Source organism: Desulfobulbus propionicus DSM 2032 (assembly GCF_000186885.1).
GTDB lineage: Bacteria > Desulfobacterota > Desulfobulbia > Desulfobulbales > Desulfobulbaceae > Desulfobulbus > Desulfobulbus propionicus.
In genome coordinates this window covers 2,992,501-3,005,272 of record NC_014972.1, presented here as the reverse complement: position 1 = coordinate 3,005,272, position 12,772 = coordinate 2,992,501, and the positions used below count along the sequence as shown (strand labels likewise).

Below are 12,772 nucleotides of genomic sequence, written 5' to 3'. Positions count from 1 at the left end.
CAATGATTTTCCAAAGAGAAGCCAATGGCGCTTTTTTTCGAAGCAGGCTTGTCTTGTTATGTGGTGCGCGTTTTGCTATCTTAAAAAAAGAAGAAATTTACTCTGCATGAGAGGAAAACACATGATATCAGGCATCCAATCAGCTCTATCCGGGGCACAGGCATTTTCCGCGAAAATTGAAAGTAATGCCCATAATATCGCTAATCTGAACACGGAAGGGTATAGGAAAAGCCGGGTTGTTTTGTCGGCGGGAGTTGCGCAAAGTGTTCAGGCGACGGTTGGTCGAGTCGATGCGCCGGGACCAGTGGTCAATGAGGAAACCGCGCAAGGCTATGCTGTGCGGGAATTGTCGAATGTCGATCTTGGCGAGGAGATCCCGGACCTGATGCGTAATACTCATGGGTATGCGGCCAATTTGAGAACCGTACAGGTCTCGGACAATATGTTGCAAACGCTTCTCGATATCAAGGCCTGATCGATGGCAACCAACGCCGGTTGTTCAAAAAACAGCAGGGGATCGCGCGGGGTAAGGCTGCCACGCAATTGCCAAGGGTGCCAGGTTTCGTCATGAGAGAGTGGGGGAGCGATGCGCTACAGAGATTGAAAGATATGAAAAAGTATATGGTTGCGTTGAGATTGCTGATTTTTTCGGTAGTTGTTTTCGGTTTGTCCGTGCGGGTGCAGGGGGCGGTGATGATGCCTGCCTTTTCTTTGCCAACCGCCATCGATGGTGCAGTTGTTACCAGCGAAATGTATCGTGGAAAGGCCATGTTGATAACTTTTTTCGCCACGTGGTGTCCTCCCTGTCTGCAGGAAATTCCAACCCTGAAAGCGTTGCATGCCCGGTTCCAACCCCAAGGCTTTGCTGTGGTGGCGCTTTCCGTTGATGAAGGCCCTTCACGAGCGGTGGCCCAATTGGTCAAACGGGCGGAGATCAACTATCAGGTTTTGATGGCGGACCGGAAAACAACCCAAAATTTTGGTGGCGTGGTAGCGATTCCGACCTCGTTTCTTGTCAACAGGAATGGCCATGTCGTGAAAAAATATCCCGGTTTTGTGCCGCACAGTTTGTTGGAAAAAGATATCGTATCAGTACTTTGAACTTGCTGAAGCCCTGTCACTGCCATCGGTGAATAGCTGTTGACATTCCCATGCGTATTTCTTAGATTGTGGCACAGGAAAGAGGCAACTGGTTTAGAGATACAACCCTATTTCATAATGGAGAGTGCCATGAAAAAAATTGTAATCGGTATGATGGTTGCGGCTTTTGTTTTGAGCGCGGGTGCAGTCTTTGCTGCCAAATGCACCGTTGACAGTGTTGACGGCAATAAAGTGACTGTCACCTGCGACAAGGTTGATGTAAAGGCTGGTGACAATGTGACCATGAAGGCTAAAAAAGCCCTGGAAGGCTGCTGATAGTCTGAAATATTTCTGCAAGAATGAAGAGCGGGCCGATTCGATAATCGACCCGCTCTTTTTTTATTGTCCCGTATTGAGTGTCTGGTGGCCGCGCCTTGAGTGGAAGTAGACAGGGAAGCGCGCTGGCTTATCGGGCAGGATCGGAATTTTCTTTCACCACACCTAGAGACACATAAACATGGATCCACAAACCTTGCCGGCTGAGGAGCGGGCCTTGTACCAAGCCATCAAAGAGCGGTACACCGTGGCCTTTGAACCGCTCAAAATCAGGGAGCATAAATTGCAACTGCTCAAAATCACCGATCTGGAGCAGATTCTCGAGGGCAAGGACCCGTTGAAAGATGTGTCCACCTTTCCTTTCTGGATTCGGTTGTGGGAAGCGGCCATTGTGTTATCCGAATTTATCGCTGGCCTTCCGTGCGAAAAGGGGACGACACTTCTCGAGCTAGGGGCTGGGCTGGGTGCACCTGGTTTGACCGCCGCAGCTTGTGGGTATACTGTCACATTAAGTGATTATGAACAGCTAATTCTCGATTTTGAACGGGTCAACGCCGCAGCCAGCAAGCTTGACGGTGTTCAATTTGCCATGCTCGATTGGCTCGACCCGCCGGCGATGGAACAATACGACGTCATCGTCGGGGCTGAGATCCTCTTTCGGGAAGAATTTTTCCAGCCACTGCTTGATGTCCTCCGTAAGGCGCTCAAACCAAACGGCGTGGTGTACCTGGCCCATGATATCAAGCGCCGCAGCCTTGAGCCGTTTCTGAAAATGGCTGAACAGGAATACCGGATTGCCGCCTCGCAGAGAAAGTTGAAAAGTTATGACGAAGATAAAATTATTCTCCTGACCCGTTTGCAGCCGTTGCAATCACGGAATTGATCGCCTTTTTGCCAAGGCGGATCGTCTCTGCAAACGATGCGTGCAGAGTGAACCTTTGACCTGTACGACCACGATGTATCCTGTATGTCTTGACATTGCCGAACGGCTGTGCGTGGTTATCGGCGGCGGACAAGTCGCGGAACGCAAGGTGCGGGGACTGCTCATCTCTGCAGGCGTGGTACGCGTTGTCAGTCCGGAGGTGACGCGGGGGTTGTTGTCGCTGATAGAGAACCGGGCCGTGGAATGGCGACAGAAAAAGTATCACCCCTCCGACCTTGAGGGAGCCTTTCTCGTCTTTGCCGCCACCAATCTATCCACCGTGCAGGCCGCTGTCCATCGGGATGCGCGGGCGGCAGGCCTGCTGATCAATGTCGCCAATGCGCCACAATTATGCACCTTTCAGGTACCTGCAACCATTCGTCGGGGCGACTTGACAGTGAGCGTGGCCACCAACGGCAAGAGTCCGGCTGTGGCGGCCATGGTCCGGAAGCGGCTGGAGCGTGAATTCGGCGAGGAGTGGGCGCTTCTTACCCGGCTTGCCTTCCTATTGCGCGAACAGATGCTGGCCGAGGAAGACCGCAACATGGAGGTCAAGAATCTGTTTCAAAAGATACTCCATGACGATATAGTCGATTGGCTCCGGGAGCGGCAATGGGCAAACATTCAGCAGCACCTGGAGAGCGTGCTCGGTCGGCCAGTCGACCGTGAATTGGAGATCTTGATCAAGGAGAATCCATGAGTTTTCTGCTCTTTCAGGGAAGCGTCGCGGTCTACATGCTGTCCACCGCCGCCTATCTGGTGTTCTTTCTCAATCAAAAAGCAGCGTTGCGCAGGACCGGCCGGGCCATTTTCTTGACCGCCTTCTGCATCCACACCGCCAATCTCTTCGCCCGCGCCATTGAAACCGGCCATACTCCCATTACCAGCCATCACGAGACCGTCTCGTTTTTCGCCTGGTCGGTGGGGTGCTGTTATCTGTCCTTTCGTTGGCGATATACGGTCAAGAATTTGGGCATCTTTGTTAGCACCCTCGTCCTGGGGCTGATGCTGGTCGCGGCCTTTTCCTCCCGCGGCATGGTGCCTTTGCCGCCGGCTCTGCAGTCCTGGTGGCTGCCGATCCATGCCTCCATCACCCTGTTTGCCGACGGATTTCTGGCCTTGGCCTGCATCGGCGGGATCATGTATCTGCTGCAGGAGCGTGAAATCAAAACAAAACGATTCGGACTGTTCTATTCGCGCCTGCCTTCCTTGGAGGCGTTGGACAAGCTGAATCACCATTGCCTGAGTGTCGGTTTTCCCTTGTTCACCCTTGGACTGATCACCGGCTCGTTATGGGCCAAGCAGGCTTGGGGGGCCTATTGGCACTGGGATCCCAAGGAAACCTGGTCGCTGATTACCTGGTTCCTCTATGCTGCCGCCGTGCATCAGCGCTTCACCGTGGGCTGGCGGGGACGCCGAGTGGCCATTCTCAGTATCGTGGCCTTTTTGTCCGTGCTGTTCACCCTGTGGGGCGTTTCCTTTCTTTTGGAAGGGGTGCATACTTATGTCTCGTGACGCCATAGTGCTGCTTGGCGTCAACCACAAGACGACGCCGGTGGCTGTCCGTGAGAAACTGGCCCTTTCGGCAGGTTACGAGGAACCGCTGAAAGCTTTGGGCACCTTGGAGAAATTACGCGAGTACTATCTGCTTTCCACCTGCAACCGGGTGGAGGTGCTCTTTACTTGCCGGAACGTGGACGAGGCGACGAAGGCGGTGCTTGAACTGCTCTTCGCCCACGGGATTACCACCGAGGAACTCGACCGGTATGTATATCGTTATGTCAATGACCAGGCTGTTGAGCATCTCTTTCTGGTCGCAGCCAGTCTTGACTCGATGATTGTCGGCGAGGCCCAGATTCTTGGTCAGCTCAAAGAGGCATACCGTCACGCTACCAAAATGGGTAGCAGCGGTTTTATTCTGAACAAGCTGCTGCATAAGTCTTTTTCCGTGGCCAAGCGGGTGCGCACCGAAACCAGGATCGGTGCCAGCGCCGTCTCCATCAGCTATGCGGCGGTCGAGCTGGCGAGAAAAATTTTCGGCGATCTCGGCGGAAAAAAAGTCTTGCTGGTCGGGGCCGGCGAAATGGCGGAGCTCGCTGCCGAACATCTGGTCGGGCAGGGTGTTGCCGAGGTGGTGGTGGCCAATCGAACCCTCCAGCGGGCGATCAACCTGGCCCGCTGTTATCATGGTCGTGCGGTTTCTTTGGAAGAGCTGCTTGATCAGTTGCAGTTTGTCGACATCATCATCAGCTCCACTGGGTCGCCCGAACTGATTCTGCGCAAGGAGGATGTACGGTCGGTGATGCGTGAACGGCGCAACCGGCCGCTGTTCTTCATCGATATCGCCGTGCCCCGCGATCTTGATCCGTCCATCAACCAATTGGACAATGTCTATCTCTATGACATCGACGACCTGCACAATGTGGTCGAGATGAACAAGTCCGAACGCGACAAGGAAGCCGTCAAGGCCCAGCGGATCATTGCCGAGGAAAAACTGAAATTCGGCAAATGGCTGGCGAACATGGAATCAACCCCGACCATCATCCAGCTGCGAGCGACGATCGAGCGGCACATTCGCTCGGAGGTGGAAAAAACGTTGGGACGGTTTGAGGAAATGGAAGGGGAGAAGCGTCAGGGTTTGGAGAAAATGGTGGCCGCCCTGACCGGAAAAATGGCCTATCCCCCCTTGCATTATCTCAAAAGCGACAATCACTGCATCAGTCTGCCTGAACGGATCAAGACCATTCGCGAATTGTACCATCTCGATAACGGCGACAATGGGCAGGAAGAACCGTGAACCTCAGTAATCGCCAGTCTCTGCTGGAGGAAGAATGGTTGTTGGTGCGCCATTCCGGCGAGATTCCCGAGGTGGCCCTGCATGCCAGCTTCTATTACCTCTGCGAGGATGAGGAAGGGCCCGGGCTGGTCTTGTCGCAAGTCGAGAAACAGACACTGGAAAGCGCTGCTTTACATCGGTATCAGGAAATCATCCTGCGCGATCTGGATGTGGCCAATCGCGATCTGTCGTTATTCCGAGGGATTCGACGCGCCAATCACAATTGGTACCGTTTCGTTCGGTTTAGTGACAAAGTCGGTTCTTCTCTTGAAACGTTTCAAGCCGTCGCAGCCGATGCCCTGTTGCATTATCTCCGACAGGAGCAGGATGAGGTGAGCCGCGGTGAACGGCTGCCATCGATCAACTGTTCGGCCCATGCCCTGTTGACTTTTGCCGTGGCCTTGGGGATCGATCCCTCCCTGTTGCCCGAGAATTGGGCCGATCTGTGTGAACAAGCCCCTTGAGCCGGCCTGGGGAGCAGGCACTCCCCATTTCATGGATCCTCTCATTCAGGTACGCGATTTTTTTCCGCAGGAGGGCTCTCTTCAATGCAGGATGCAGAACAGACTTGGCGGGTGGGGGTTATTGGTGCGGGTAAACATGGCAGTCGTTATGCCCGTCATCTCGCCCAGGATGTGAATGGCCTGGGGCTTGCTGCCATCAGCCGCAGGTCGGAACAGGGGCGTCTTTTGGCCGAGACCCTGTCCTGTCGTTGGCATGCCGATTGGCGGCAGTTGGTGGCCGATCCTGGGGTAGAGTGCGTTGTCGCCGCCTTGCCGCCAGTGCTGAACCTGGAGGTGGCCTTGGCCTGCGCCCATGCAGGAAAGCCGCTATTGCTGGAAAAACCCATGGCGGTTTCCGTTCGGGAAGCTGAACAGATTCGTGACGCCTTCGATGCGCACAAGGTGACGCTGACCATCGGCCAGACCCTGCGGTATAACCGGGTGATCAGGATGCTCCGCCGGCAGCTGGCCGATATAGCACCGCTTGCCAGTTTTACCGTCAATCAGCGGCTGGAACCGGCCACGCTCTCTTGGCTTGACGATCCATCGTCTGCCGGGGCAGGGGTCAGCTTTCACTCTGCGGTGCATGTATTTGATGCCCTGCGTTTCATTACCGGCCATGAGATCGTGCGCGTGCTGGCTCGGACCCGTTGTGTGCACAGCACTTTGTTGGAGGATCACCTCCTTGCCCTGGTCGAGATGGACAATGGGGTGATCGGATCGGTGGACTGTTCCAAAATCGGCGCGGCGCGAACCGGCCGCTTCGAATTTATCGGCAACGGTGGCCAACTGCAGGGGGATCAGGTCCATCATGTCGGCGAACTGATCCGGGGGCAGCAACGCACGCCGCTGGACCCCGGGGAACCGGTGAGTACCCTTGTTCCCTTGCTCGAAGACTGGCGCGATTTTCTCCGTGGCCGACAGGCTAACCCAATTTCCCCCCAAGAAGGACTGGCGACGGTTCGGGTCTGCGAGGCCTGTCTGCGTTCAGCCGCCACCGGTGGTTGGGAAGCGGTGTACCCACACCGGGAACCGCCCTGCAAGGCGGCTCCCGGATAACGGCAGGGTTAATGCTTAAAGGAGCGCTGGCCGGTGAACATCATCGCCACCTGCGGATCGGCCTCGTTACAGGCCTGAATCGACTCGAAATCACGGATTGATCCACCTGCCTGAAGGATGGCGGTGACCCCTTCACGGATCCCGACATCGGCTGCGTCCCGGAAGGGAAAAAAGGCATCGGAGATCATCACTGATCCTGGAATGCCGGCCCGCTCCGCCTTGACTTTGGCATCGATCGCCAGCTTGTCGTCCGCACTCCTCGTACCGCGGGCAATTTCCAGCACCAAATCGGCATAGGGAATACCGTAGGTATCAAAGCAGGTGATGTCGGCATATTTGGTGTAAGCTTTGTGAATGGCGATTTCGGCCACCCCGACCCGGTCCTGTTCGCCGGCGCCGATAGCCGTGGTGCAACCGTCCTTGACGTAGATCACCGAGTTAGAGGTGACGCCGTGTTCCACGGCCCAGCCAAACAGCATGTCGTCGATCTCCCGTTGCGTGGGTTGGCGTTCGCAGGTATAGGCCACGCCTTTGTAGGTGGTGGTGGCGGGTTTGAGGTCGGCGGCGGAGCGGATGGAATTAACCGCCGACTGTTGAACGATGATGCCGCCGTCGATCAGTGACTTGAAATCGATGAACCGATGGTGCTCGAATTCCGCCAACCGAGCAATGCCAGCCATGCGAATTACCCGCAAATTCTTGCGGCGGGCGAGAATTGCCAGCACCCCTTCCTCGAAGTCCGGGGCGCAGACCACTTCCAGGTAATTTTCGGCCATGAGTTCAGCTGTTTGACGGTCCAGAGGGCGGCTGGTGACCACTGCTCCACCGAAGGCGGCTATCCGGTCGCACCGGTTGGCACGGTTATAGGCATCGGCCAGACTGGTGCCAACGGCGGCTCCGCAGGGATTATTGTGTTTGAGAATGACCACCGCCGGTTTGTCGATCAGGTACTTGATGATGTTGAGGCCGTTATCGACATCGGTCAGATTGATCTTGCCCGGATGCTTGCCCACTTGAAGCATGTCTTCGACGGTGATGGCGCTCACCAGGCCGTTGCCCGGCTCTATGTAGCGGCAGTCGCCGAGCAGGAGGTTGCCGTTGACCAACTCGTACAGAGCGGCTTCCTGATCCGGGTTTTCTCCGTAGCGGAGGCCACGCTCATCGAGCGCTCCGTTTTCCATGGGAATCTTCCATGTTTTTTTCCGGTAGACCAAGGTCTGGTCGCCGAAGGAGATGGTCATTTCCATGGGAAAAGAATCACCCCGAAGGGTAGAGTACATTTTTTTCAGGTCAGTCATAGTGGACATGGCTCCATAAAAGGGAAGGAAGGCATTGCCGTAGCGGCCGGGACAGTGTCAGGAGGGACCCGCCGGTAACGGCCAAAAGTTCTATTGTTGGTGGTGCGTAACGTCCGAATGTTTCCCGTTGCGGGGATCCGTGCGGGTTTGATCACGCGCCGCTTCGATAGGTGAGGGGGGGGATCGTCTCCCCTTCAGGAATGCGACAGTGTTCAAGAACACTGTTGGCGCCGATGGTAACCCCATCGCCCAATTGGCAGTCATGCAGGACTGTGCCGCTGGCGATCCAGCATTCCCTGCCCACGGAGGTGCCACCACTGATCCGGACGTTGCCCATGATGGCGGTGTCCTGCCCGATAGCGCACTCCGGAGCGATGAGGATGGTTTCCGGTGCCTGGAGGGTGACCCCGGACAGCATCAGGGAACGGTTGCGCCGGTGTTGCAAGACGGCCTGGGCCTGGGCCAGTTCGACCCGGGAATTGACCCCGAGGACATCCATGGCCTGGGGATGAACAAACTTGTGCACCGTCAAGCCCTGGCGGTTGGCAACGGCGACGATATCGGTCAGATAGACTTCCCCCTGGCTGTTATCGGTGCCGACCTGGCCCAGGGCTGCAAACAGAAAACTGCGGTCGACCAGATAAATACCGGCGTTGATTTCCTGGATGCGACGCTGTTCGTCGGTGGCATCTTTCTCTTCAATAATCGCCTGCACCTTGCCGCGGGCATCGCACAGAATGCGGCCATAGCCAAAGGGCTGATCAAGCAGGGTGGTCATTAAGGTGAGGGTGGCGCGTTGCTCCCGGTGGGTCTCGATCATGGCCTGAAGAGTGGTGGCCTGAATCAACGGCGTGTCACCGCAAAGGATCATCACCAGGTCTGTCTCGCTGCAAGCGTTTTCTGCACAGAGAACGGCGTGCCCGGTCCCCAACTGCGCCTCCTGCACCACCGGGATGATCGAAAACCCTTGGAGCACCCGCAGCACTTCCTGGCGCTGATGACCGACAATCACCACGCAGCGATCGATCCCTGTCTCCTGGATCGTATTGAGCACATGGTGGACCATGGGCTGAAAGAACACTTCGTGGAGGACCTTGGCGCGGGACGATTTCATGCGGGTGCCTTTGCCGGCGGCCAGGACAACGGCGGTGATCGGTGGATGCATGGGCATACCCTGATAAAGTTGAGGGGAAGACAATAAAAGCCCTCTACTCTAGAAAAAAAAGAAGTATTTGACAAGGACGCGATACCCATTGTCCTCGGCAAGCAAGCAAAAAGGTAATGCGAATTCGTGGCATTATCCTTAAAGTGGCGATATCGCTCCGCCGTCAACCCACTGGCGGGAATGGGCGAGATCAACCGTTACCGATTTCTTTTCATCCTTTTACACCTAAACGAGACGTACAATCAATGCAACCACATGATCATGAGGTGCTGATTCTTGACGGCGCCTGCGGCACTAATTTACAGGAAATGCACATCCCGCCTTCAGCCTGGAAGGGAAAGGAAGGATGCAATGAGCTTCTCAATTTGACCGCTCCCGAGACAATCACCGAACTCCATGCCAGCTTTGTCACGGCTGGAGCCATGGTCATTGAGACTAATACCTTTGGTGCCAACCGCATTGTGCTGGATGAGTACGGCCTGCAGGATCAGGTCGAGGCAATCAATCGCGCGGGAGTAGACAACGCCAGGGCCGCCATCGGTGGCAAGGCCCATACCTACATCGCTGGTTCGATCGGACCGGGCACCAAACTCCCCTCGCTCGGTCACATCTCGGTGGAAGACATGGCCAATGCCTACGCCGAGCAGATTCGTGCCCTGGTTCTGGCCGGTGTCGATCTGCTGATCATCGAAACCTGCCAGGATCTGCTCCAGATCAAGACCGCCATGATTACCTGTTTCGATACGCTTGAGGCCCTGGGTCGTGATATCCCGGTCATGGCTTCGGTCACCATTGAACGAACGGGCACCATGCTGGTGGGAACGGATATTGCCGCTGCCGCTACCACCTTTGAACCCTATCCGATCTTTTCCTTTGGCCTGAACTGCGCCACCGGTCCGTTGGATATGGAGTCGCACATCCGGTGGCTTAGCCGGAACTGGCCAGGGCGCATCTCCTGTGTTCCCAACCAGGGGCTGCCAGAGGTGGTGAATGGCAAAACCTGCTATCCTCTTGATCCGAAGACGTATGCCCAGGAAATGAAACGATTTGTTACCGAATACGGTGTCAGCGTGGTGGGGGGGTGCTGCGGGACGACCCCAAACCACATCCGTCAACTGGTACAGACTCTGACCGGGGTGAAACCGGCAGTCCGGAGGGTAAACGCATGAAGCCATCGGTTGCCAGTCTCTACCAGGCTGTTGAATTGCAACAAGAGATTCCTCCCCTACTAATTGGTGAACGGGCCAACGCCAACGGCTCCAAGAAATTCCGCGAATTGCTTCTTGCCGACGATTATGAGAGCTGTCTTGCGATCGCCCTGGAGCAGGAAACCAAAGGCGCGCAGGTCATTGATCTGTGCACCGCCTACGCGGGCCGGGATGAAATCAACGATTTGACCACATTGGTGCGTCTGTGCGCCAAGTCCTTGAAAGCACCGTTGATGATCGATTCAACCACGCCAGAGTGCATCGAGGCCTGTTTGCGGATTTACCCTGGCCGAGCGATCGTCAATTCCATCAATCTCGAGGATGGGGGAATCAACATCCGCCGCATCTGTCGAGCGGCAAAAAAGTTTGGGGCCGCAGTGGTTGCCCTGACCATCGACGAAAAGGGCATGGCCATGTCCAGTGAGGACAAAGTCCGCATTGCCAAGGCCATCCATGCCATCGCGGTTGACGAGTGCGGCCTGCGCCCCAAGGATCTTCTGTTTGATTGTCTGACGTTCACCGTTGGTTCTGGCGATGACAGCCTGCGCAATGCTGCTCTCCATACCCTGGAGGGAATACGGCGGATCAAGGCCGAGTTGCCAGGCTGTCTCACGGTTCTTGGATTGAGCAACATCTCCTTTGGCCTCTCCCCCCAGGCCCGTCGTATTCTTAATTCGGTTTTTCTGCACCAAGCGGTGGAGGCGGGATTGGATGCGGCCATTGTTGATGCGGCCAAGATTGTTCCTCTCGCCCGGATTGCCACAGAGGATCGAGAGGTTTGTCTGGATTTGCTCTTCAACCGGAGAGGAGAAGGAGATAAGGACCCCCTGATGCGGTTCATCGACCATTTCAGCGCGAAAAAGCAGGAAGAAGCAGGGGAAGAGCAGGGGACAACGTTGACGGCGGAACAGCAGCTTTTCCGCAAGGTGATGGATGGCGATAAAAATGACCTCGAGGATCTCCTGGTCATTCTGCAGCAACGGTTCAAAGCGATCGACATTATCAACCAAATTTTGGTGCCAGCCATGCGCCATGTGGGTGAGTTGTTCGGCAAGGGAGAGATTCTCCTGCCCTTTGTGCTACAATCGGCAGAAGTGATGAAGGCAGCGGTCACCCTGTTGGAGCCGTTCATGGACAAAACCGAGGGCTCCACGACTACCAAAATTTTGCTGGCCACTGTTCAGGGCGATGTCCACGACATCGGCAAGAATCTGGTGGACATCATTCTCTCCAACAATGGCTACACGGTCTACAATATCGGTATTAAGGTGCCGGCGGAAACGGTGATCGAAAAGGCCAAAGAATACCGGGTCGATCTCATTGGCCTCAGCGGCTTGCTGGTTAAATCAGCCTTGGTCATGCAAGATTCCATGCCACAGTTCCGCGAAGCCGGCCTGGGCGCGCCTATCTTGCTTGGAGGCGCGGCGTTGACCGCCAAATTTGTCGCTGAGTCGTGCGTGCCCCAATACGATGGACCGGTGGTGTACTGCGCCGACGCTTTTGCTGGCCTGAAAGCGGTTCAAGCGTTTGAGGCAGGGACCCTGCGGTCCACCGAATACGACAGTTCTGCGGCCATTAAGCCGATGAAACCGGGCATTAAGGTCACTGATCTTGATCGGACGAATCCTGTCCCCACCCCTCCTTTTTGGGGCCAGCGCTATGTTGAAGATATTGACCCGGAGGTGCTCTTCCCCTTGGTCAACATGCAGGCCCTCTTCCGTGGCCGCTGGGGATATCGACGCGGTAAAATGGGGGCAGGGGAGTATGATCGACTCATTCAGGAAACCGTTCGGCCCTTATATAAGACACTGAAGCAGAAAGCTTTGACTGAAGGCTGGCTTCGGCCAAAAGTGAGTTATGGATACTACCCCTGTTATTCGGAGGGAGAGACGCTGGTTGTCGAGGCGGATGGTAGAGAACATCGATTTTCCTTTCCGCGACAGAGTGAGGCGCCCTTTCTTTGTATCGCTGATTATTTCAAACCAGCACCCATGGGGGGAGACGTTGCTGGATTTTTCATTGTCACCATTGGCGAGAGAATTGGGTCGGAGATAGCCAAATTGTATCAGGAAAACGCGTACCATGATTATCTCATGCTCCATGGGTTCAGTGTCGAAGTCACCGATGCCTTGGCCGAGTACTGGCATGGAAGGATGCGGGATGAACTGGGGATTGGCGGTAAATCGCCGAATGTGTATGGGGCGCTGACCCAAGAATATCAAGGTTCTCGGTATGGATTTGGTTACCCGGCCTGTCCAGATCTCGACGTGCATCGGTTGCTTTTTGCCTTTCTCAAGCCCGATGCCATCGGTATTTCGTTAACCGAAAACATGCAGATGGTTCCTGAACAGACAACTTCGGCGAT

Annotated in this window: 13 protein-coding genes (1 of these 13 cut by a window edge); 11 read left to right on the top strand and 2 right to left on the bottom strand. The window is 55.5% G+C overall.

Annotated features, from left to right (window positions below):
* Positions 1 to 121: 121 nt before the first annotated feature.
* The 9 genes from DESPR_RS13120 to DESPR_RS13080 all read left to right on the top strand — a co-directional run bounded on the left by DESPR_RS13120 (position 122) and on the right by DESPR_RS13080 (position 6,736).
* The gene (locus DESPR_RS13120; protein ID WP_015725275.1) at positions 122 to 475 is read left to right on the top strand and encodes a flagellar basal body rod C-terminal domain-containing protein; all 354 of its coding nucleotides are present in this window, start codon (positions 122 to 124) and stop codon (positions 473 to 475) included.
* A 134-nt stretch (positions 476 to 609) separates the two neighbouring features.
* Positions 610 to 1,101: a TlpA disulfide reductase family protein gene (locus tag DESPR_RS13115; RefSeq protein ID WP_218918248.1), complete on the top strand. Its 492-nt coding sequence runs from the start codon at positions 610 to 612 to the stop codon at positions 1,099 to 1,101.
* Between the two features lie 129 nt (positions 1,102 to 1,230).
* Positions 1,231 to 1,416, top strand: coding sequence for a selenite/tellurite reduction operon protein ExtJ (gene extJ / locus DESPR_RS13110; protein ID WP_015725273.1), 186 nt, complete (start codon positions 1,231 to 1,233; stop codon positions 1,414 to 1,416).
* A gap of 181 nt (positions 1,417 to 1,597) precedes the next feature.
* Complete coding sequence (locus tag DESPR_RS13105; RefSeq protein WP_015725272.1) at positions 1,598 to 2,299, top strand: class I SAM-dependent methyltransferase; 702 nt, start codon at positions 1,598 to 1,600, stop codon at positions 2,297 to 2,299.
* 73 nt (positions 2,300 to 2,372) lie between these two features.
* Entirely contained in the window at positions 2,373 to 3,038 is a 666-nt protein-coding gene (locus DESPR_RS13100; RefSeq protein WP_015725271.1) for a precorrin-2 dehydrogenase/sirohydrochlorin ferrochelatase family protein, read from the top strand.
* Entirely contained in the window at positions 3,035 to 3,853 is an 819-nt protein-coding gene (ccsB, locus tag DESPR_RS13095; protein ID WP_015725270.1) for a c-type cytochrome biogenesis protein CcsB, read from the top strand. Before DESPR_RS13100 ends, ccsB begins: the two co-directional genes overlap by 4 nt.
* Positions 3,843 to 5,135, top strand: a complete 1,293-nt coding sequence (hemA, locus tag DESPR_RS13090) for a glutamyl-tRNA reductase (protein ID WP_015725269.1) — start codon at positions 3,843 to 3,845, stop codon at positions 5,133 to 5,135. The genes ccsB and hemA overlap by 11 nt, the downstream gene beginning before the upstream one ends.
* Positions 5,132 to 5,638, top strand: a complete 507-nt coding sequence (locus DESPR_RS13085; protein ID WP_015725268.1) for a hypothetical protein — start codon at positions 5,132 to 5,134, stop codon at positions 5,636 to 5,638. Before hemA ends, DESPR_RS13085 begins: the two co-directional genes overlap by 4 nt.
* Positions 5,639 to 5,722: 84 nt before the next feature.
* The gene (locus DESPR_RS13080) at positions 5,723 to 6,736 is read left to right on the top strand and encodes a Gfo/Idh/MocA family protein (protein WP_015725267.1); all 1,014 of its coding nucleotides are present in this window, start codon (positions 5,723 to 5,725) and stop codon (positions 6,734 to 6,736) included.
* 8 nt (positions 6,737 to 6,744) lie between these two features.
* Here DESPR_RS13080 and DESPR_RS13075 read toward each other — a convergent pair whose 3' ends face one another.
* Both DESPR_RS13075 and DESPR_RS13070 read right to left on the bottom strand, forming a co-directional pair.
* Positions 6,745 to 8,034 (bottom strand): phosphoribosylaminoimidazolecarboxamide formyltransferase, encoded by a 1,290-nt coding sequence (locus tag DESPR_RS13075; RefSeq protein ID WP_015725266.1) that lies wholly within the window; start codon positions 8,032 to 8,034, stop codon positions 6,745 to 6,747.
* A 151-nt stretch (positions 8,035 to 8,185) separates the two neighbouring features.
* A complete protein-coding gene (locus DESPR_RS13070) occupies positions 8,186 to 9,199 on the bottom strand; it encodes an NTP transferase domain-containing protein (RefSeq protein ID WP_015725265.1) in 1,014 nt (337 codons plus the stop codon).
* Positions 9,200 to 9,444: 245 nt separating this feature from the next.
* Between DESPR_RS13070 and DESPR_RS13065 the strand changes: the two genes are divergently transcribed.
* Complete coding sequence (locus tag DESPR_RS13065; protein ID WP_015725264.1) at positions 9,445 to 10,368, top strand: homocysteine S-methyltransferase family protein; 924 nt, start codon at positions 9,445 to 9,447, stop codon at positions 10,366 to 10,368.
* On the top strand, positions 10,365 to 12,772 hold the 5' portion of the coding sequence (locus DESPR_RS13060) for a methionine synthase (RefSeq protein WP_015725263.1). The gene runs 40 nt beyond the window's last position; 2,408 of the gene's 2,448 nt are visible here — the first part of the coding sequence; the start codon lies at positions 10,365 to 10,367; its stop codon lies off the right edge, out of view. The genes DESPR_RS13065 and DESPR_RS13060 overlap by 4 nt, the downstream gene beginning before the upstream one ends.